Origin of the sequence: Pseudoxanthomonas sp. z9 (assembly GCF_006542425.1) — a bacterium.
Taxonomy (GTDB): Bacteria; Pseudomonadota; Gammaproteobacteria; order Xanthomonadales; family Xanthomonadaceae; genus Pseudoxanthomonas_A.
Genome location: NZ_VFID01000011.1, coordinates 108,689 through 129,947 on the forward strand (window position 1 = coordinate 108,689; position 21,259 = coordinate 129,947).

The 21,259-nt window shown below is 69.3% G+C and carries 18 protein-coding genes; 1 reads left to right on the plus strand and 17 read right to left on the minus strand.

The window, feature by feature from the left end; translation table 11 throughout:
* Positions 1-19: 19 nt before the first annotated feature.
* The 15 genes from FG323_RS12680 to FG323_RS12750 all read right to left on the minus strand — a co-directional run bounded on the left by FG323_RS12680 (position 20) and on the right by FG323_RS12750 (position 18,122).
* Positions 20-3,472 carry a PAS domain-containing hybrid sensor histidine kinase/response regulator gene (locus FG323_RS12680; protein ID WP_141455046.1) on the minus strand — a complete coding sequence of 1,151 codons (3,453 nt, stop codon included), beginning with the start codon at positions 3,470-3,472 and terminating at the stop codon, positions 20-22.
* A 123-nt stretch (positions 3,473-3,595) separates the two neighbouring features.
* Positions 3,596-4,966, minus strand: a complete 1,371-nt coding sequence (locus tag FG323_RS12685) for an FAD/NAD(P)-binding protein (RefSeq protein ID WP_141455047.1) — start codon at positions 4,964-4,966, stop codon at positions 3,596-3,598.
* Positions 4,967-5,099: 133 nt separating this feature from the next.
* Positions 5,100-6,509: a cardiolipin synthase gene (cls, locus tag FG323_RS12690; RefSeq protein WP_141455048.1), complete on the minus strand. Its 1,410-nt coding sequence runs from the start codon at positions 6,507-6,509 to the stop codon at positions 5,100-5,102.
* Positions 6,510-6,857: 348 nt separating this feature from the next.
* The gene (rpmG, locus tag FG323_RS12695) at positions 6,858-7,022 is read right to left on the minus strand and encodes a 50S ribosomal protein L33 (protein WP_141455049.1); all 165 of its coding nucleotides are present in this window, start codon (positions 7,020-7,022) and stop codon (positions 6,858-6,860) included.
* Positions 7,023-7,035: 13 nt separating this feature from the next.
* Positions 7,036-7,272 (minus strand): 50S ribosomal protein L28, encoded by a 237-nt coding sequence (rpmB, locus tag FG323_RS12700; RefSeq protein WP_141455050.1) that lies wholly within the window; start codon positions 7,270-7,272, stop codon positions 7,036-7,038.
* Between the two features lie 259 nt (positions 7,273-7,531).
* Positions 7,532-10,720: a CusA/CzcA family heavy metal efflux RND transporter gene (locus FG323_RS12705; protein ID WP_141455051.1), complete on the minus strand. Its 3,189-nt coding sequence runs from the start codon at positions 10,718-10,720 to the stop codon at positions 7,532-7,534.
* 10 nt (positions 10,721-10,730) lie between these two features.
* Complete coding sequence (locus tag FG323_RS12710) at positions 10,731-11,999, minus strand: efflux RND transporter periplasmic adaptor subunit (protein WP_249889078.1); 1,269 nt, start codon at positions 11,997-11,999, stop codon at positions 10,731-10,733.
* Positions 11,996-13,267, minus strand: a complete 1,272-nt coding sequence (locus FG323_RS12715) for a TolC family protein (protein ID WP_255470170.1) — start codon at positions 13,265-13,267, stop codon at positions 11,996-11,998. The genes FG323_RS12710 and FG323_RS12715 overlap by 4 nt, the downstream gene beginning before the upstream one ends.
* 56 nt (positions 13,268-13,323) lie before the next feature.
* Entirely contained in the window at positions 13,324-13,722 is a 399-nt protein-coding gene (locus FG323_RS12720) for a hypothetical protein (RefSeq protein WP_141455053.1), read from the minus strand.
* 193 nt (positions 13,723-13,915) lie between these two features.
* Entirely contained in the window at positions 13,916-14,257 is a 342-nt protein-coding gene (locus FG323_RS12725; protein WP_141455054.1) for a lipid-A-disaccharide synthase N-terminal domain-containing protein, read from the minus strand.
* A gap of 1 nt (position 14,258) precedes the next feature.
* Positions 14,259-14,984, minus strand: coding sequence for a glycosyltransferase family 2 protein (locus FG323_RS12730; RefSeq protein WP_141455055.1), 726 nt, complete (start codon positions 14,982-14,984; stop codon positions 14,259-14,261).
* 82 nt (positions 14,985-15,066) lie between these two features.
* Complete coding sequence (locus tag FG323_RS12735) at positions 15,067-15,966, minus strand: ParB/RepB/Spo0J family partition protein (RefSeq protein WP_141455056.1); 900 nt, start codon at positions 15,964-15,966, stop codon at positions 15,067-15,069.
* Complete coding sequence (locus FG323_RS12740) at positions 15,966-16,763, minus strand: AAA family ATPase (protein WP_141455057.1); 798 nt, start codon at positions 16,761-16,763, stop codon at positions 15,966-15,968. Before FG323_RS12740 ends, FG323_RS12735 begins: the two co-directional genes overlap by 1 nt.
* Positions 16,764-16,930: 167 nt before the next feature.
* The gene (rsmG, locus tag FG323_RS12745; protein ID WP_141455058.1) at positions 16,931-17,578 is read right to left on the minus strand and encodes a 16S rRNA (guanine(527)-N(7))-methyltransferase RsmG; all 648 of its coding nucleotides are present in this window, start codon (positions 17,576-17,578) and stop codon (positions 16,931-16,933) included.
* A 28-nt stretch (positions 17,579-17,606) separates the two neighbouring features.
* Complete coding sequence (locus tag FG323_RS12750) at positions 17,607-18,122, minus strand: 4'-phosphopantetheinyl transferase superfamily protein (RefSeq protein WP_255470184.1); 516 nt, start codon at positions 18,120-18,122, stop codon at positions 17,607-17,609.
* 266 nt (positions 18,123-18,388) lie between these two features.
* Here FG323_RS12750 and FG323_RS12755 point away from each other — a divergent pair, with 266 nt between their 5' ends.
* Complete coding sequence (locus FG323_RS12755) at positions 18,389-18,646, plus strand: GlsB/YeaQ/YmgE family stress response membrane protein (protein WP_141455059.1); 258 nt, start codon at positions 18,389-18,391, stop codon at positions 18,644-18,646.
* A gap of 122 nt (positions 18,647-18,768) precedes the next feature.
* Here the strand turns inward: FG323_RS12755 and xth are convergent, their stop codons facing one another.
* Positions 18,769-19,539 carry an exodeoxyribonuclease III gene (xth, locus tag FG323_RS12760; protein ID WP_141455060.1) on the minus strand — a complete coding sequence of 257 codons (771 nt, stop codon included), beginning with the start codon at positions 19,537-19,539 and terminating at the stop codon, positions 18,769-18,771.
* Between the two features lie 103 nt (positions 19,540-19,642).
* The gene (locus FG323_RS12765) at positions 19,643-21,202 is read right to left on the minus strand and encodes an MFS transporter (protein ID WP_141455061.1); all 1,560 of its coding nucleotides are present in this window, start codon (positions 21,200-21,202) and stop codon (positions 19,643-19,645) included.
* Between the last annotated feature and the right edge of the window lie 57 nt (positions 21,203-21,259).

A 21,259-nucleotide genomic window follows, 5' to 3' on the forward strand; every position in this document is an offset into this window, starting at 1 on the left:
CCGCGGCGACCGGCGCTAGTCAAGCCTCCTGGCGCTGGCGGGCGTCGTGATGCGCGGCGAGGAAGGCACGCAGCGACGCCGGTTTGACCGGCTTGGTCAGCAACCGGTAACCGCGTTCGCGCGCGCGTTGTTTCAACTCGTCGCGGCCGTCGGCGGTCAGCAGCGCCCCGGCCACCGGGCCCGCGCTGGCGGCGCGCAGCGCGTCCAGCGTATCCAGGCCGTCCAGTCGATCGTGCAGGTGGTAGTCGACCAGCACCACCGTCGGCGCCGAGGCAATCCGTTCCAGCGCCTCGTCGACCGTGGTGGCGGTGATCACCTCGACCTGCCAGCGACCCAGCAGCGCGCGCATGCCGTCGAGGATCTCGCGATCATTGTCTACGCACAGCACCCGCAGACCGGCGAGCGAATCGGCCGCCAGTCCACGCCGCGGCGTGGACGGACGCGCCGGCGCGCGGGTGGCGCGCGGAACGACGATCGAGAACATGCTGCCGTGATCGACCCGGCTGCGCGCGTCCAGGTGATGCCCGAGCAGACGCGAGATGCGCTGGCAGATCGACAGGCCCAGGCCGAGTCCGCGCTCGCCCCAGTCGAACGGCTGCTGGTAGCGGTGGAACTCGTCGTAGATCTGCCGCATGTGGTTTTCCGGAATGCCCGGGCCGGTGTCCCAGACCTGCAGCGACACCTTGCCGTCGAGCATGCGCATGCCCAGCACGATCCGGCCCTGGCGGGTATAGCGCAGGGCGTTGGCCAGGAAGTTCTGCAGCACCCGGCGCAGCAGGCGCCGGTCGGTGCGCACCGACAACCCGCGCGGATGCACCCGCAGATCCAACCCGCGGCCGGCGGCCACCGGCGCGTACTGGGCGGCCAGCTCGCGCAGCAGTTCGCCGGCATCGAAGTCGCTGATTTCCACCCGCAGGCTGCCCGCGTCCAGCCGCGACACGTCGAGCAGGCCGTCGAGCAACTCTTCGGCGGCGCGCAGCGAGGCATCCACGCGCTCGGCCAGGTGCCGCTGCTCGCCGTCCTGTTCGCCGTCGCGCAGGGCCGAGGCGAACAGGCGCGCGGCGTTCAGCGGCTGCAGCACGTCGTGGCTGATGGCGGCGAGGAAGCGGGTCTTGGACTGCTGGGCCGCCTCGGCGGCGCGGCTGCGCTCGGTGACGCGCTGCTCCAGGGTCTCGTTGGCTTCCCGCAGCGCCAGCTCGGCGCGCTTGAAGTCGGTGATGTCGTTGTAGCTGGTGACATAGCCGCCGCCGGGCAGGGCCTGGCCGCGCATCTCGATCACCTGGCCATCGCTGCGCACGCGCTCGAACACGTGCGGCGAGCCTGCCCGCATGTAGGCAATGCGCTTGCCGATCTGCGCGTCGACGTCGCCTTCGCCCAGCTCGCCGCGCTCGGCGTTGTAGCGGATCAGATCGGCGACCGGCCGGCCGACGTACAGCATGCCGTCGGGGTAGCCGAACATCTGCTGGTAGCGCCGGTTCCAGGCGACCAGGCGCATCTCGGGATCGACCACGCTGACGCCGGCGGCGATGTTTTCCAGGGTGGTGGAGAGGATCTCGCGGTTGAAGCGCAGTTCCTGGCCGGCCTCGTCCAGCACCGCGACCACTTCGCCCAGTTCCATGCCCGATCCGCGCAGCACGCTGGTCAGGACGATGCGCGCGGATGCCGCGCCGATCGAGGCGGCCAGCAGGCGCTCGGTGAATTGCACCCAGGCGCGGTCGGCCGACGCGCCGGGCTGCATCTCGCGGCCCAGCGCCTGGGCCTGTTCCTGGAACGCGCGGCGCGCATGGCGCTCGCCGACCACCCGTTCGGCCAGGGTCTGCAGGTCGCCCACCCGCACGCTGCCGGGCCATTCGCCGGCGACCAGCGCCGGACGCTGCGCGTACGGATCCAGGAACGGTGCCGCGCGCAGGCGATCGTCCACGCCGGGCCGCCAGCGCGCGGAGATCACCATCATCGCGCCGGTGTTCACCAGCAATGACCAGAACGTGCCATGGGTGAGCGGATCCCAGCCGCTCAGGCCGAACAGCTGGTGCGGCCGCAGCCAGGCGATGCCGAACGGTCCGGTCGCGATCCATGACGCATCGAAGCCACCGGCCTGGGTCATGGTCGGCAGCAGCAGGGTGTAGATCCAGGTGCCGAAGCCCAGCAACATGCCCACTTCCACGCCACGCCGGCTGGCGCCGCGCCAGTACAGGCCGCCGATCAGGCCCGGCGCGAACTGGGCGACCGCCGCGAACGCCATCAGGCCATAGGACGCCAGCGTGCTGTCGTTGCCGCTGCTGCGGTAATAGATGTAGGCGGCGAGCGCCAGCAGCAGGATCGCGAACCGGCGGATCCACAGCACGCGCGAAGCGACGTCGGCTTCGGCGTGATGATCCGCCCAGCCGCGCCGCAGCAGCACCGGCATCACCAGGTCGTTGCTGACCATGGTGGCCAGCGCGATGCTGGCGACGATGACCATGCCGGTGGCGGCGGAGAAACCGCCGACGTAGGCGATCAGCGCCAGCGCCTTGCTGCCGTCGGCCAGCGGCAGCGCCAGGATGAAACTGTCATCGGCCACGCCGCTGCCGATGCCGAAGGATGCCACGCCGGCGGCCGCGATCGGCACCACCATCACCGAGATCAGGACCAGGTAGGTGCCGAACAGCCAGCGCGCCCGGCGGATGTCGCCGACGTCGCTGCATTCGACCACCGCGACATGGAACTGGCGGGGCAGGCAGACGATTGCGAGGAACCCGAGCAGGGTCTGGGTGACGAATCCGACCGGTGGCGAATTCTCGAACAGCGTGCGCGCGGATTCGGCGACCGGGATGGAGCGGCCCTGCAGCCACAGGTAGGCGAACAGGCCGACCGCGATCATCGCCACCAGCTTGACCATCGACTCCAGCGCGATCGCCAGCATCATGCCGTGGTGGTGCTCGGTGGCGTCGACCTGGCGGGTGCCGAACAGGGCGGCGAACAGCGCCATCAGCAGTGCCACGTACAGCGCGGGATCCGAGAAGAAGCCATGCGTGCTGCCGCCGGCCTGTCCGGTCAGCACGCCCAGGCTCATCGCCACCGCCTTGTACTGCAGCGCCAGGTAGGGAACGACGCCGATCAACGCGATCACCGTCACCAGCGCGGCCAGCCGGCGCGAGCGTCCGTAGCGCGAGGAGATGAAGTCGGCGATCGACACCGTGTTCTCGCTGCGCGCGATCAGTGCCAGCCGTTCGATGATCCGCCAGCCGAACAGCAGCAGCAGCAGCGGACCCAGGTAGATCGGCAGGTAGCCGATGCCGTTGCGCACGGCGCTGCCGACCGCGCCGTAGAAGGTCCAGGACGAGCAGTAGACCGCCAGTGCCAGGCTGTACACCACCGGACGCAGCCACGGCCGATCCGGATACATCGGGCGACGATCGCCCCACCACGCCACGCCGAACAGCAGCGCCGCATAGCCGATGGACACCAGCAGCAGAATCCAGCTCGAAACCAATGCCGCCTCCCGGCGCCCGACATCGGAGCCAGCGTAGCAGCGCGGCTGGCTTCGCTCTACAACGCGGAAGGGAAATATCGGTGAACGGCGGGCGGTGAACGGCGACCGGCGTGACGGGTGGCGTCAGCGCGCGAGCAACTGGCGGGCGACCGCTTCGGCCTGGCCCCGCAGTTCAGGAATGGCGGTGCTTTCCCACAGGCTGCCGATCCGCAGGCTGCCCAGTACCCACAGGTCGGGCTGGACACGGCCATCGGCGTCCAGCACCCGTCCGTCGTCACCGGCGTCGATGCCGATGCCGTGCGGGCCGGTGCGCGCATGGCCCTCGCCCAGCAGTTCGGTCAGCAGCGGGTTGCGCATGGTCGGAACCCGCATCTCGACACCGGTGGCATTGACCACCCGATCCACTTCCAGCGCCAGCCCGGGGCGGCCGCGCACGTTCGCGCCGACCTGCACGCAGCGACCGACCTGCATCACCGTGTCCAGCCGGCCGCGATGCATGCGCAGTTGCCCGCGATCGATCAGCGCCTGCAACTGCTCGTGCACGGAAACGGCCACCCGGTGCCGATGCACGTCCCACAGCCGCACGACGTGGCGCAGGAAACGCCGCTGGTCGGATTCCGACAGGGAACGCCACAGCGCCTGCCCGTGCGGGCGCAGGCGTTCCATCACCGCCTGCCAGGGCAGGCCGGCGACAGCGGCGTCGCGCACGCGCTCGCGGACGAAGCGCAGGCGCGCGCGCAGGTCCAGCGGCAGCAACCGCGCCGGATCGAAATCCGCCACCGCATGCGGCGCGTGCGGCTGCGGCAGCCAGCCATGCCGCGACAGCACGTGGATGGTGCCACGATGTTCGGTGGCGACGAAGCTCAACACCGCGTCGACCATGCTCAATCCGGAACCGACGATGCACAGCCGGGCATCGCCGGGCACCGCGCGCACCGCGTCGAAATCCCAGGCCGACAGGCTGGCATCGGCGGACAGGCCGCCGGCGCCGCGCGCCGGCAGCGGGCGCGGACGGTTGCCGACCGCCAGCACCACCGCGCCGCAGTCGGCCTGCATGCCATCGGCGAGTCGCAATCGCCAGCCCGCCTCGCTTCGATCCATCGCCGTCACCGGCTGCGCGATGTGCACCAGCGTGGCCGGACTGGCGGCACGCGCGCGCTCCAGGCGATCGCGCAGGTATTCCCCGTAGCGATGACGCTCGACGAACGTGGGTGCCAACGCGGCGCGTTCCCGCGGATCGGCGCTGAGGAAATCGAGGAAATCGTCCGGCTGATCGCTGAAGCCGCTCATGCGTTGTGCCGGCACGTTGAGCAGGTGTTCCGGATAGGGCGTGGCATAGGCCACGCCACGGGCAAGCGTGGGTTGCGGTTCGTACAGCGCGATGCGCAGCGGCGCGGTCGCCGCGCGCAGCAACTGGATGGCGGTCAGGACGCCGCCGGCGCCTCCCCCGATGATGGCGATGTCATGGGCGAGGCCCGCGGATACGCTGGTCATGGGCCGCATTGTAGTGGATCGATTCGGCGCGCCTCATGCTGGCTTGGCATCAGTGGCGCATGACCGGGCAACGCAAACTTTACAAATACGCGAAAACCGTTGCGCATCAGGCGCTTTCAACATCGAGGTTTTGTTACATCAGCGAATCCGCCAGGCGCGCGATGCCATCGCGGCTGCGCCGCCACGCCGGGCGTCGCGCCCAGTCCTCGCTGCGTATGCTGCGGGAGTCGCGCAGGTATTCCGATTCGATCCCGCGCAGCCGGGCGACGACCGCGTCGTCGTAGCACAACAGGCCGATTTCAGCATTGAGCGCGAACGAGCGGATGTCGAGGTTGATCGAACCGACCAGCGCGACCTCGTCGTCCACGCTCATGTGCTTGGCGTGCAGGAAGTGCGGCTGGTACAGCGCGATGCGCACGCCGCAGGCCAGCAGCTCGGCGTAGTAGGACTCCTGCGCCCACGCGGTCAGGCGCTGGTTGTTGCGATCGGACAGGATCAGCTGCACCTCCACGCCCGACAGCGCGGCGATGCGCAGCGCGCTGAGGGTGGCGTCGTCGGGAACGAAGTAGGGCGTGGCCAGCACGATGCGGCGCTTGGCCAGATGGATCAGCGCGTTGACGGCATCGCGTGCATTTTCGAAGGGATAGGCCGGCCCGCTCGGCAGCAGTTGCATCGCCACCTGGCCCGCGGCGGCGGCGCGAACGGGATCCACGTGCAGGCGCTCGCCGGTTTCCAGGTACCAGTCGCTGGCGAACACCGCATCGAGCTGGGCGACGATCGGCCCGTCCACGCGTGCGACCAGTTCGCGGTTGGGAAAGCCGGGAATGAACATCGGGTCGGCGAGGTTCTGCGAACCGATGAAACCGGTGGCGCCGTCGATGACCGCGATCTTTCGGTGGTTGCGCAGATCCATCCGGCCACTGCGGCGCCAGCGCAGGCCACCGGGAAGCAACTGGTGGACCTGCACGCCGGCCTTGCGCAGGCGCCGCGCGTAGCGGCGCCATCCACGCTTGGCGCCGACCGCGTCGAGCAGCAGCCGGCATTCCACCCCGCGTCCGGCCGCGCGTTCCAGCGCCGCGGCCACCGCATCGCCGACCGCGTCATCGAACATCAGGTAGTACAACAGGTGGATGCTCGCGCGCGCCCCGTCCATCGCCGCGATCAGCGCACGCAGGGAATCATCATAGTCGTCCAGCAGTTCGACCGCGTTGCCGCGGATGGGCATGAACGCGCCCTGCCGCTCGACCAGCGGCGCCATCTCGGCGGCGATGCCGGCGTCGGGCCGCCAGCGCAGCGCGGCGAGCGGCTGCTGTTCCTCGCGGATCACCTGCGAGGCGCGCGCCTGGCGCTGGACGCGTTCGCGCGACAGCCACGGATGGCCCAGCAGCAGGTAGGCCGGCAGGCCCAGCAACGGCACGAACCCGACCAGCAGCATCCAGCTGCGCGCCGCCGCCGGCGAGGTGCGGCTGGGAATCCACAGCAGCGCGGCCAGCCGGATCGTCCAGTCGAGGATCAGCAGTACGGTTCCCAGCGACCAGTCCATGCGGCGCCTTGTCGTCGGAGTGATGCGCCGATTCTGGCCGTAGTCGGTGCAAACCGGAAGGTGGCGGGGTGTTGCCGGCCAACCGCGCAAATCCCCCTCGGTCCCTCTTTTTCAAAGGGGGAGGAATAGCCGTTTTCTGGTAACTGGAACCTGGTCGCGACGGCGGGTCCCCTTGATCAGCCATTCGGCTGTTGAAAGCGAAAAAGGGGGATTGAGGGGGATTGACCAGCCATTCGGCTGTTGAGAAGCGATGGCTCTTCGCGATATTCCCCAAGCAAACAAAAAGCCCGCCTTGCGGCGGGCTTCGGATGACGCGGATGCGCTCGCCGGAGCGGGCGCATCACGACATCACTTGATCTTGCCTTCCTTGTAGATCACGTGCTTGCGCACGACCGGGTCGTACTTCTTCATTTCCATCTTGCCCGGGGTGTTCTTCTTGTTCTTGTCCGTCGTGTAGAAGTGGCCGGTGTTGGCCGAGGAGATCAGACGGATCTTGTCGCGCTTGGTTGCCATGTTCGATTACTCCTCAGATCTTCTCGCCGCGGGCACGCAGCTCGGCCAGAACGGAGTCGATGCCGTTCTTGTCGATGGTGCGCAGGGCATGCGCGGAAACTTTCAGCTTGATCCAGCGGTTTTCGCTGGCGACCCAGAAGCGGCGCTCGTGCAGGTTGGGCAGGAAACGACGACGGGTCTTGTTGTTGGCGTGCGAGACGTTGTTACCGGTCTGCACACGCTTGCCGGTGACTTGGCATACGCGGGACATACGCACCTCGAAAAAATTTGATGCTTCCCTTGGCCAGGGAGGCGGCGGCCCGACGACACGGCCTGCGGACAGGCGGGACGACACGCGATACGGAGGAAAAATCCCGCCGTGGAACCAAGCCGGAATCGCGCTTCCGGCCGCAAATCCGGACAAGCCGGACACAGCGAGCCGCGCATTATGGGGGTCTTTCCCTTTCCATGCAAGCACTTAGGACCGAAAACGGGCCCGGGACGGTTTCCACGTCCCGGGGCCGTCCGATTCAGCTCGCCGGCCGGGCCTCCGGGGCCGCCACGGCCTTCCGCCCATGCAGCCAGCGGTACAGCACCGGCAGGACCAGCAGGGTCAGCAGGGTCGAGGAGACGATGCCACCGATGACCACCGTGGCCAGCGGGCGCTGGACTTCGGAGCCGGCGCCGACGTTGAAGGCCATCGGCAGGAAGCCCAGCGAGGCCACCAGCGCGGTCATCAGCACCGGCCGCAGCCGGCCCAGGGCCCCGTCGACCACCGCTTCCTCCAGCGGATCCCCCTGCTCCCGCAGCTTGCGGATGAAGGCGATCATCACCAGCCCGTTCAGGACCGCCACCCCGGACAGGGCGATGAAGCCCACCCCGGCCGAGATCGACAGCGGGATCCCGCGCAGGGCCAGCGCGACCACGCCGCCGGTCAGGGCCAGCGGCACCCCGCTGAACACGATGGCGGCGTCGCGGGCCGAGCCGAAGGCCCAGAACAGCAGGGCGAAAATCAGCGCCAGGGTCACCGGCACCACCACCGACAGGCGCTGGCTGGCCGAGATCAGCTGCTCGAAGGTGCCGCCGTAGTCGATCCAGTAGCCGGACGGCAGCTTCACCCCGGTACCGATCCGCTGCTGCAGCTCGGACACGAAGCCGCCCAGATCGCGGCCGCGCACGTTGGCGGTCACCACCACCCGGCGCTTGCCGTTCTCGCGGTTGACCTGGTTCGGCCCGAGGGTGGTTTCGATCTTCGCCACCTCGCGCAGCGGCACCGTCCGTGGCGTGCCCGAGGCCAGCGCCATTTCCCGGCTGGACTCGTCGGCATTGGCGTCCCCGGCCAGCGGGATCGGCAGATCCTGCAACGCGGCCGGATCCTGGCGCAGGTGTTCCGGCAGGCGGATGACGATGTCGAACCGGCGATCGCCCTCGAACAGCTGGCCGGCGACCTCGCCGCCGACCGCGGTCGCCACCGTGTCCTGGACCACGCCGGGGTTGAGGCCGTAGCGGGCCAGCGCGCGCCGATCCGGGGTGATGGTCAGCAGCGGCAGGCCGGTGGTCTGTTCCAGCTTGACGTCGGCCGCGCCGGGTACGCTCCGCGCCACCGCCTCAATGCCCTGGCCCACTTCCACCAGCCGGTCCAGATCATCGCCGTAGAGTTTTATAGCCACGTCCGCGCGGACGCCGGAAATCAGCTCGTTCATGCGCATCTGGATCGGCTGGGTGAACTCGTAGTTGTTGCCGGGCAACTGCTTCACCGCCGCCTCGATCTCGGCAACCAGCGCCGCCTTGGACTTGCGCGGATCCGGCCATTGGTCGCGTGGCTTGAGGATCAGGAAGGTGTCGGCCACCGAAGGGGGCATCGGATCGGTCGCGACCTCGGCGGTGCCGAGTTTGCCGAACACGCGTTCCACTTCGGGGAACTGCTTGATGCGCGCTTCCAGCGTCGCCTGCATTCGCAAGGCCTGTTCCAGGCTGGTGCCGGGGATGCGCATGGCGTGCAGGGCGATGTCGCCTTCGTCCAGGCTGGGAATGAACTCCGAACCCAGCCGGGTCGCCAGCAGGCCGCACACCACCACCAGTCCCAGCGCGCCGCCGAGCACCAGGGTGCGCCGACGCAACGCCCAGGCCAGCGCCGGCGCATACGCGCGCCGCGCCCACCGCATCACCCGGGTGTCCTTTTCCTCCACCCGCCCGCGCAGGAACAGCGCGATCGAAGCCGGCACGAAGGTCAGCGACAGCAGCATCGCGCCGGTCAGCGCCAGCACCACGGTGATCGCCATCGGGTGGAACATTTTTCCTTCCACGCCGGTGAGGGCGAAGATCGGCAGGTACACGGCGGTGATGATGCCCAGGCCGAACAGGCTGGGGCGGATCACCTCGGCGGTCGCCGAGGCCGTGGTGTCCAGCCGCTCCTTGTCGTTCAGCACGCGTCCCAACTGGTGCTGCAGTTCACCGAACCGACGCAGGCAGTTCTCCATGATGATCACCGCGCCGTCGACGATCAGGCCGAAGTCGAGCGCGCCCAGGCTCATCAGGTTGCCGGAGACGCCGCCGCGGACCATGCCGGTGAGGGTGAACAGCATCGCCAGCGGGATCACCGCCGCGGTGATCAGCGCCGCGCGGAAATTGCCGAGCAGCAGGAACAGCACGACGATCACCAGCAGGGCGCCCTCGACCAGGTTTTTGGCCACGGTCTGGATGGTGCGATCCACCAGCACGGTGCGGTCGTAGACCGGGTTGGCCGACACGCCCGGCGGCAGGCTGCGATTGGCTTCGGCCAGGTGCGCGGCGGCGGCCTGGGCGACGTCGCGGCTGTTGGAGCCGATCAGCATGAACACCGTGCCCAGCACGACCTCGTGGCCATTCTGGGTCGCCGCGCCGTTGCGCAGCTCCGGGCCTTCGCCGACCTGGGCGACGTCGCGCACCCGGATTGGCACGCCCTCGCGCCGATCCAGCACGATGTCGCGGATGCCGTCCAGATCCGCGACCTGCCCGGGCGCGCGCACCAGGTACTGCTGGCCGTTGCGTTCGATGTAGCCGGCGCCGACGTTCTGGTTGTTGGCGGCCACCGCATCGACCACGTCGCGCAGGGTGAAGCCCAGCGCCACCAGCCGCGCTGGGTCCGGGGTGATATGGATCTGGCGCGCGTAGCCACCGATGGTGTTGACCTCGGTGACACCGCGGGTGTTGCGCAGCTGCGGCTTGATCACCCAGTCCTGCAGGGTGCGCAGATCGGTGGCCGTCCACTTGCCGCCATCGGGCTTGCGCGCGTCCGGCCTGGCATCGACGGTGTACATGAAGATCTCGCCCATGCCGGTGGTGACCGGGCCCAGCTCCGGTTCCAGCCCGGCGGGCAACTGCGATTTGACTTGCTGCAAGCGTTCGGCGACCTGCTGGCGGGCGAAGTAGAGATCGACGCCGTCGTCGAATACCACCGTCACCTGCGACAGCCCGTAGCGCGAGATCGAACGGGTGTGATCCATCCCGGGCAGGCCGGACAGCGCGGTTTCGATCGGGAAGGTCACGCGCTGTTCCGATTCCAGCGGCGAGTAGCCGGCGGCCTCGGTGTTGATCTGTACCTGCACGTTGGTGATGTCGGGGGTGGCGTCGATCGGCAACTGGCGGAAGCTCCACGTGCCCACGCCTATCAGCGCGAGGGTGAGCGCCAGCATCAGCCATCGGTGGGCGATGGCGAAGCGGATGATTCTCTCGAGCATGGCCGGGTCCTCAGTGATCGTGGGAAGCGCCAGACTTTTCGATGTCCGCCTTCACCACGTAGCTCTGTTCGACCACAACCTGGTCGCCCGCCTTCAGTCCGGCCAGCACTTCCACCCGCTGGGCGTCGCGCTTGCCGAGCCTGAGCGGCCGTACCTCGTAGGTGTCGCCGACCCGCACGAACACCACGTCCCAGTCGCGGAAACGCTGCAAAGACGCCACCGGCACCACCAGCGCGGCGGGTTGCCGATCCACGGTGACGCGCGCCGTGATCGCCGAACCCGGCCGCCATTGACCGTCCGCGTTGGCGATGACCGCGCGCGCGACCGTGCTCTGGCTGGCGGTGGCGGTGCCGGGCAGCACGCGTTCCAGGGTGGTTTCGGCCTGCGCGCCGTCGCTGATGCGGGTGAGGGTCACCGGCGAGCCGGCGCGGATGTGCTGGGCGTCGAAGCCGAACACGTGCAGATCCACCCACAGCGTGGACAGATCGGCGACCTCGAACAGCGTCGTGCCTTCAGCCGCGACCGATCCCACTTCAGCGTTGCGCGCCAGCACCACGCCGCTGATGGGCGTGCTGACGGTGTAGGTGGTCAGGCTGAGGTTGCTTTCGATGGACGCCAGCGCCTGTCCGGCGCGCACCGGATCGCCGACATTGGCGGCCAGTCGGCGCACCGGGCCGGGGAAGCGCGCGGCGACCTTGGCCACGCGGCCTTCGACCGGGGTCAGCAGGCCCTGCACTTCATGTTCGTCGGCGATGACGCCCGGGCCCACGGGCGCGACCCGGATGCCGGTCTGCTGCGCGATCGGCGCGGCGATCTCGGTGCGTCCTTCGTAGCTCGGATAGGCCCAGCGCCGTGCATTGCCATCGATGCTCGCCAGGACCTCGACATCGAAGGAATGCGGCTCGATCACCTCGGCCGTGCCGAGCAGGCTGCCGTTGGCCTGCGCCTGCAGGCGATGGGTCTCGGCCGCGCCGCCCAGGCGCTTGAGTCGGACTTCGACCGTGCCGGCGCTGGCCGGCAGCGGCTTGCCGTCGCGGTACAGCCAGGCCTGGAACTTCGGCGGCGTGCCGTCCTCGGCGATCGCCAGCTCCACCGCCAGGCCGTCCTTTTCCAGCAGGCGTCCGCCGTGCTGGCCGGTGGAGGCCTCCGCTTCCTCGCCGGCATGTTCGCCGGCTTCGTGATCGTGGGTGTCTTCGGTCTTGTCGCCACCGCAGGCGGCCAGCGCCAGGGTCAGCAACAGCAGCGGCATCCAGCGCAGGGCAGGAGTGCGGACATTCATGGGGAGGTTCCTTGTGCGGGGGCGGCGGCCACGAACGGCTGGCCGGTCAGGCGCTGGATTTCGATCAGCGCGCGCTGTGCGTCGAGGGCGGCGTCTAGCTGCTGCCGACGCGCGTTGGTGCGTTCGGATTGCAGCTGCGCCCATTCCAGATAGCTGATGGCGCCGGCGCGATAGGCGCGCTCGGCGGCGCGCTCGGCCTTGGCTAGCTTCGGCAGCACGGCCTCGTCCAGGCGCTTCACTTCGAACTGCGCGGTGCGGTAGCGGCCATGCGCCTCGGCCAGGGTGGAATACAGCGCGAGCCCCTCGGCTTCGCGTTCGATCTCCACCAGCGCCAGTTCCGCTTCGGCGGCGCGGATGCCGGGTTCGGCGCGGCGCGCGCTGCCCAATGGAATCGCGACGCTGGCCATCAGGCCGGTATCGCCGTTCTCCTGCAACCGCCGCACGCCGAACTGCCAGTCGACATTGGCACTGCGTTCGCTGCGCGCCAGTTGCACGCGCGCTTCACGGATGCGGCGCTCGTCGGCGAAGCGGGCCAACTCCGGGGTGCTGTCCAGCAAGGCGGCCAGTTCGCCGAAGTCGGCGACCGCCGGCAGCGCCAGCGGATTACCGGCCACGGTGTCGAAGCCGGGATCACGTTCGCCCCACAGCGCGGCCAGATGCTGGCGCGCGGACATCAATAGGCGATCGGCGCGATCGCGCTCCAGTTCCGCACGGGTGAGCGCGGCCTGCGCGGTCAGCAGCACCGATTCCGGCGAAGCGCCCGCGGCCAGGCGCTGGCGCGCGGCCGCGACCGTGCGGGTGCGCTGTTCGATGTCGTCCAGCGCCACCGCGCGCTGGCGCTGGGCGGCGGTGATGGCCAGGTAGCGACGCGCGACTTCGGCCAGCAGATCCAGCCGGCGGGTCTCGCGCTGCACCGCCAGCGCGTCGATGCGGCTTTGCGCCAGCGTGCGGCGGGCGTCCCACTTGCCGCCGCGCTCGAGTACGCCGACCAGGGTCAGGCTGATTTCGGCGCCGCCGAAACCGCTGACGTCGCCGCTGCCGAGCGCGTTTTCGACCGACGCGCCGGCGGTGAGGCCCGGGCGCAGCGCGGCGACTTCGGCTTCCGCGGCGAGGACGCGCCGCTGGCCATCAACCAGGCGCAGATCGGGATGGGTACGGGCGACGCGCGCGAACGCGTCGTCCAGGGAGATGACAACAGGCGACTGTGCCCGCGCGGGTGCGACGGACACGGTCGCGAAGGCGGCCAAAGCCGCCAGACGCAACCACATGGGGAATTCTCCGAAAGGATCGAGGACGAACGAAACCCGGCCGGGCGGGGAGTGCCTCAGATCGCGATCGGCGGACGCAGCAGCTTGTCGCTGCGGTGGGTGGGAACCGGGGCGTCGTGCGGGAACGACACGGTTTCCGGCGGCGCGAGCGGCTGCCAGATCGTGGCCGCCACCGGCATCGCCGGCGCGTGGCCGCAGCAGTGCGTGGCGTGCATCAGGGCGTGCAGCAGACCGCCGGTCTTGCCGGATTCGTCGTCCCCGCGCTCGTGCTCGTCGCCGGGCGTATCCGCATGTGCATCCGTATCCACATGCGAATGCAGGTCGGCGCCGTGGCCGAGTTCGTGGACGCCGCCCACCGAGGCCATCACCGGCTGCGCGATCACGCCCAGCAGCAGCACGCACAGCGCCAGCAGGCGCGTGAGGGTGGTGCGGCGGAAGCGGCGGAGCAGGGGCATGGGCTGCACAGGCTAACGGCGGGGTGTGGCGTTACACAATCGCAGGGCGATGGGGATTGGGGGCCGGCGCCAGGAGCCAGGAGCCAGGAGCCAGGAGCCAGGAGCCAGGAGCCAGGAGCCAGGAGCGAATCCCCTCGGTTCCCCTTCTTCGAAGGGGAGGAACAGCGCGGTCGGGTTCGGCGACGCCTCGCCGTCAGTGGCTGGCCTTGTCGCGGTGCCAGCCGCGGTGCCGGATGTCGAGGTACAGGCTGTACAGCGCGGTGAAGGCGGGGAACAGGTTCTGCAGCACGCCGACGGAGTCCTGCTTGGCCGAGAACAGGAAGTAGCTCAGCGTCATCAGGCTGCCCAGCACGCTCATGTACCAGAACAGGCGCGGGATGACCGGCTTGCCGGCGCGCCGGGAGGCGATGAACTGGACCAGCCAGCGGCCGCCGAACATCAGCGCGCCGGTGTAGCCGATCAGCTTCCAGCCGGTGACATGCAGGCCGGTCCAGTACAGGGCCTCGATCGGCTGGTTGAGCCAGTGCACTTCCACCTCAGAGCTCCCGGACCGCCGTACGCTTGCCGCGCTTGATCAGCCAGGCCACGCCGCGCAGGTCGCTGATCCCGACCAGCGCGCGGTTGAGATTGTTGTACTTGGACACGCCGGCGGTGCGATGGCGGTGGTTGACCGGCACGCTGATCGTCTTCCAGCCGGCGCGCTGCATCAGCGCGGGCAGGTAGCGGTGCATGTGATCGAAGTAGGGCAGATCGAGGAAGGCCTCGCGTTCGAACAGCTTGATGCCGCAGCCGGTATCCGGCGTCTCGTCGCGCAGCATGCGCGAGCGGATCGCGTTGGCCCACTTGCTGGCCCAGCGCTTGCTGCCGCTGTCCTGGCGGTTGACCCGCCAGCCGGCGTAGAGCCTGGTCTGCGCCTCGCCATCGTCGCGCGCGGCGAGCAGCTTGGGAATGTCGGCCGGATCGTTCTGGCCGTCGCCGTCCAGGGTGGCGATCCACGCGCCTCGCGCGGCCTTGACGCCAGTGCGGATGGCGGTGCTCTGGCCGCTTTGCTGGACGTGCTGCAGCACCCGCAGTTCCGGCACGCGCGCCTTCAGGCCCTGCAGCACGGCCAGGGTGTCGTCGCGGGAGTGATCATCGACATAGACGATCTCGAAATCGATCCGGCCACGCAACGCGGCGATGATTTCGTCGATCAGGGGCGTGACGTTGTCGCGTTCGTTGAAGACCGGGACGACGACGGAAAGGGCGGGGCTGGATGTCATGGGCGCCTATTTTGCCGCCACCGGCTGAACCGGGGTCCTGTAGATGTGTCGGCGCGCCTCCGCTGGGACGCGCGCCCGGGCCTCAGCCGCGCGGGCCGCGCAGCTTCTCGAGCACGCCGTCGAGGGTGTCGAGATCGGTGTACTGGATGATCAGCTTGCCCTTGCCGCCGCGTCCGTGGGCGATGGTGACGCGGGTGCCAAGCCCTTCGGACAGCTCGGTTTCCAGCGCGGCGATGTCCGGCTGCGGCGCGGCCTTGCCCGGCTTGGCCTTGCGGCCGATCACCGGCACCTTGCCGGCGGCGAACTGCTGGGCGCGGTGTTCGACCTCGCGCACCGACCAGCCCTGGTCGGCGGCATCGGAGGCCAGCTTGCTGGCCAGTTCCGGCGACAGCGTCAGCAGCGCGCGGGCGTGGCCCATTTCCAGCCGGCGGGCTTCCAGCAGCGCGCGGATCGCCGGCGGCAGCTCCAGCAGGCGCAGCAGGTTGGACACCGCCGCGCGCGAACGGCCGACCGCTTCGGCGGCCTCGGCGTGGGTCAGCGAGAATTCGTTGATCAGGCGTTGCAGCGACTGCGCTTCTTCCAGCGGGTTCAGATCCTCGCGCTGGATGTTCTCGATCAGCGCCATCGCGATGACGGTGCGATCGTCGAGTTCGCGCACCACCACCGGCACTTCGGCCAGGCCAGCTTCCTGCGAGGCGCGCCAGCGACGCTCGCCGGCGACGATCTCGAAGCGTCCGGGTGCCAGTTCGCGCACCACGATCGGCTGGATCACGCCCTGCGCCTTGATCGACTCGGCCAGCTCGCTGAGCTTGGCCGGATCCATCGCCATGCGCGGCTGGTACTTGCCGGGTTGCAGGTGAGCGACCGGCAGGGTGCGCAGGGCCTCGCCCGGCTGGGCTTCCGGCGGTGGGGTCTCGGCCGCCTTGGGGCCGAGCAGGGCCTCCAGCCCGCGGCCCAGGCCGCGTTTCTTCGACGCGCTCATCAGGCGTACTCCATCCTCTTTTCTTGCTTCTTGCGTTCACTCTGGCGGCGGATGATTTCCCCGGCCAGGCCCAGGTAGGCGACGCCGCCGCGCGAGGTGCGGTCGTAGCCGACGATGCTCTGGCCGTGGCTGGGCGCTTCGGCCAGGCGGACGTTGCGCGGCACGATGGTGCGGAACACGCGATCGCCGAAATGCTGGGTCAGCTCCGCCGACACGGCGTTGGCCAGGTTGTTGCGCACGTCGAACATGGTGCGCAGCACGCCCTCGATTTCCAGGCTCGGGTTGAGCCGCGCCTTCAGCGCCTCGATGGTCTCCACCAGCGCGCTCAGGCCCTCCAGCGCGTAGTACTCGCACTGCATCGGCACCAGCACCGAATCGGCGGCGGTCAGCGCGTTGAGGGTGAGCAGCGACAATGCCGGCGGGCAGTCGATGATGATGAAGTCGTAGTCGCCGCGGATCGGTTCCAGCGCGGCCTTCAGGCGCAGCTCGCGGCCGTCGATCTCCATCAGCTGGATCTCGGCGGCGGTCAGATCGATGTTGCCGGGAAGCAGGTCGAAGCCTTCCTGGGTGGTCACGATCGCCGTGCGCGCGTCAACTTCCTGCAGCAGCACGTCGCAGGTGGAGTTCTCGAGTTCGCGCTTGTCCACGCCACTGCCCATGGTGGCGTTGCCCTGGGCGTCCAGATCCACCAGCAGCACGCGCTGCGGCGCACGCGCCAGCGCGGCGGCCAGATTGACGGCGGTGGTGGTCTTGCCGACGCCGCCTTTCTGGTTGGCGATCGCGATGATGCGGGCCATGCGGGTGGTCGCCTCGGGACACGGGGTGGATGGGGGATTATGCGGGGTCCGGACCGGTCCTGCGAATTCGGTTCGCCGAGCCGGCCGCGCGGCGGCGTCCGGGAGCCGCGCTCATGCCCTTGCGCCTGCCAACGATATCAATCGGTTATGGGGATCGGGACGCGGGTTCAGGCGCCGGTCTTGCGCACCACGACCAGATGACGCTCGCCGACCAGGCCGGGCACGCGCAGCGGATGGATGGCCTCGGCCCGCCAGCCCGGTGGCAGCGCGGCGATTTCCTCGTCCGGACACACGCCCTTCATCGCCAGCAGCGCGCCGCCGGGTTTCAGCAGGTGTCCGCCGACGGCGATGATGCCGGCCAGCGTGTCCATGGCGCGCGCGGTCAGGTTGTCGTAGGCGGCGGGTTCGCCCAGCGCCTCGGCGCGCGATTCGGCCACGCGCGCGTTGGCCAGGCCCAGTTGGCGCACCGCCTCGCGCATGAAGCGGGCCTTCTTGCCGTTGCTTTCGACCAGGGTCACCCGCAGTCCGGGGTGGGTGATGGCCAGCGGAATCCCCGGCAACCCCGGCCCGGTGCCCAGATCGGCCAGGCTGCCTTCGGCGACGTGCGCGTGCATGGCCAGCGAATCCAGCAGGTGGCGGGTCACCATCTCGGCCGGATCGCGGATGGCGGTGAGGTTGTAGGTGCGGTTCCAGCGATGCAGCAGGGCCAGATAGTCCAGCAGCGGCGGCGCCAGGACGGCGGCGTCCAGGCCGAGTTCGGTCAGGCCCTGGCGCAGTGGCGCGTCCAGGCCGGCGGGCAGCGTCGAGGCATTCATCGCGCGCATTATCCCCGAACGGCGGGACTCAGGTCCGCCAGGCCAGCGCGCCGCGGTAGCCTGGCAGCGGTTCCCATTCGTGCAATCGCCATTCGGCCGGGGAGCCCAGCGCGGGATCGCAGTCGATCAGTTGCAGGCCGTCTTCGCGTTCGCCGAACACCAGTTTCTCCAGGCCGAAGGAGACGCCATGGCCGTGTGCCTTCAGCAGCGCCTCCTTGGCGCACCACAGGCGCACGAACGCGCCGGTGCGCGCCGGGTCATCCTGCGCGCGCAACCAGTCCAGTTCACTGGGATGGAAGAAGCGCTGCGCGATCTCCATCATCCGTGGCCGTTGGCGATGGCGTTCGACATCCACACCCAGGTCGCGCGCCGGTCCGAGCGCGACCAGCAGTACCTCGCCGCTGTGGCTCCAGCTGATCGCCTGGTCGTCGAAGGGGGCCGCGAAATGCGGCTTGCCGCGTGCGTCACGCCGGATCGGCAAGGCGTCCGCCGACTGTGTCAGCGCTTCGGCCAGCACCTGCCGCGCGGTCGGTTCGCCGCGCATGCGGGGGGGATGCGCACGCAGCCAGACCTGGAACCGCCCGAATTGCCAGGACGGAGGGGAGGCGGGCGAGGAGGTGGAGGGAATCTCGGTCATGGTCGGCCGGTGGTGCGGGGCAGCGTGCATCGCGGCGCGATCCGCGTTATCACCGCGCTGCAAGGATGCCATTCCCGCTATCCGGCTTAACAGTGGTTTCACGGCGACAACCGCTTAATCGCACCGTCCCCGGTCTTCGGGGCCGGAGTCCACAACGGAAGGAGACAGGCAGAATGAATTTTCTCATCTATCTGATCGTCGGTGGTATCGCGGGCTGGCTGGCCAGCCTGGTGATGAGGCGCGATGGCTCGCAGGGCATCATCCTCAACATCGTGGTCGGCATCATCGGCGGCTTCCTCGGCGGCTGGCTGTTGCCGGCGCTGGGGTTGGGGCTGGGAGGAGGCTGGATCGGATTCCTGATCACCGCCTTCATCGGCGCCGTGGTGCTGCTGCTGATCGTCAACCTGTTCACCCGGGGACGCGCACGCTGACGCCACGATGATCCGGTTTCGCTGCGGCCGCGTGCGCTGATTCGAGACGCACCCAAGGTCCGTGGCATCACAAAGGCCCGGCGCACGCCGGGCCTTTGTTCATTCCGTCGAACGAGCGCGGATCAGCCGGCCAGTTGCACCCAGGCCGGCGCATGGTCGCTGGGGCGTTCCCAGGTGCGCGGCTCGCGATCGATGCCGGCGGCAGCCGCCTGCGCGCGCAACGCGTCCGAGACCAGGGTGAGATCGATGCGCAGGCCCAGGTTGCGGCGCAGGCCGCCCATCCGGTAGTCCCACCAGCTGTACACGCCGGCCTCGTCGTTGTGCATGCGGAAGGCGTCGTGCAGGCCGAGCGCGTACAGGCGGCGGAGCGCGTCGCGCTCGGCGACCGAGGTCAGGATGTGGGCGTCGCCCCAGACCTTGGGGTCGTAGACGTCGCGATGATCCGGGGCGATATTGAAGTCGCCCAGCACGACCATCTTCGGGTGTCGCTGCAGCTCCTCGGCGAGCCAGCCGTGCACCGCGTCCAGCCAGCGCAGCTTGTAGGCGTACTTGTCGGTGCCCACGTCCTGGCCGTTGACCACGTACAGGTTGACGATGCGCAGATCGCCCACGGTCGCGGCGATCACGCGCTTCTGCTCGTCCTCGAAACCGGGGATGCCGATCTGCACCTCGGTGGCCGGCACCCGCGACAGGATCGCCACGCCGTTGTAGGTCTTCTGCCCGGCGAAGATGCTGCGATAGCCCAGCCCGGCCAGCACGGTGTCGGGGAAACGGTGATCCTCCAGCTTGGTTTCCTGGATGCCCACCACGTCGGGCGAGAACGCGCCCAGCCACTGCTCCAGGTGCGGCTGGCGGACATTGAGCGAATTGACGTTCCAGCTGGCGATTTTCATCCCGTGCATCCGTGGTCGTGGGCACCCGCGGGCGCCAGAGGGGCGTCAGTGTAAGTGATGTGCCCGCCACGGCATCCGTGCGGCGGGCACCGCGATGGATGCCTCACGCGCCGGAAGCCTCGCCGGCAACGCTCGCCACATGGCCTTCGCCCTCGCCGTCGCGCATCAGGTGCGAGGCCATCCACGCCGCCAGCAGCATCATGGTTCCGCCGAACACCGCCACCAGCCGCATCGCGTCGGTGAAGGCGGTGCGCGCGGTCGTCTCGATGGCGGCGGCCTGGCCGGCCGGCAGCGTTTCGGCGGTGGCGATCGCGCCGCCCAGCGTGGACAGGGCATGGCCGGTGGCGGCCTGGGCCAGATCCGCCGGCAATGCCGGCTCCAGCCAGAAGCGGTACAGCGCCATGCCGGCGCTGCCGAGCAGCGCGATGCCCAGCGCGCCGCTGAGTTCGGCGCTGGTTTCCGCCAATGCCGACGCCGCGCCGGCGCGCTCCGGCGGCGCGGTGGTGATGATCAGTTCGTTGCCCACGGTGAACACCGGCGCCATGCCGATGCTCATCGCCAGCATGCCGGCGATCAGGATCCACAGCCCGTGCGGCGGCACCACCAGCGCGGTGATGCCGAAGCCGACCGCCGCCACCAGCAGGCCGCGCACCATCACCCGCCGCGCGCCCCAGTGGCGCGCCAGCTTCGGCGCCAGCAGCGATCCCACGGTGAAGCAAAGCGACCACGGAACGGTGGCGAAACCGGCCTCCAGCGGAGACAGCCCCAGCACCAGTTGCAGGTACTGGGTCATGAAGATGTACACGCCCATCATCGACAGGCCGGCCAGCGCGTAGGCGACGATCGCCGCGCTGAAGGCGGGCCGCCGGAACAGGGTGACGTCGAGGAACGGATAGTCCAGGTGCCGCTGTCGGCGCACGAACAGCACGCCCAGCACCAGGCCGGCGGCCAGCACCAGCAGACCGCGCGTATCGGCGCCGTACTCGGCGATCCGCTTGAGTCCGTACACCACCGCCAGCACCGCGAACAGGGATTGCGCCATGCTGGCGGGATCCAGCCGGCCGGCGTCGGGATCGCGGTATTCGGGCAGCAGCTTCGGCCCCAGCAGCAACAGCAGCACCATCACCGGCACCGCCGCCAGGAACGCCGCGCCCCACCAGAACCATTCCAGCAGCAGGCCGCCGACCAGCGGGCCGATCGCGCCGCCGACCGAGAAGCTGGCGATCCACACGCCGATCGCGAACTGGCGCTCGTGCTCGTCATGGAACATGTTGCGGATCAGCGACATCGTCGACGGCGCCAGGGTGGCGCCGGCCACGCCCAGCAGCGCGCGCATGGCGATCAGCATCTCCGCGCTGCGCGAGAACGCGGCGATGATCGAGGCGGCGGCGAACGCGGCCGCACCGATCAAGAGCAACCGGCGCCGACCGATGCGATCGCCCAGCGTGCCCATCGTGATCAGGAAGCCGGCCACCAGGAACCCGTAGATGTCGACGATCCACAGCAGCTGCGAAGTGGAAGGGTTGAGCTCGGCGCTGATCGCCGGCAACGCCAGGTTGAGCACGGTCAGGTCCATCGCATAGACCATGCAGGGCAGGGCGATGGCGGCCAGGCCAATCCATTCGCGGCGGGTGGCCTTGGTGGGGGACGTCGGGGAGGTCATGGGCGATCCTGTGCGGGGTGACCTGACTATGACGCGCGAGCGGTGCGGTTTTCGACA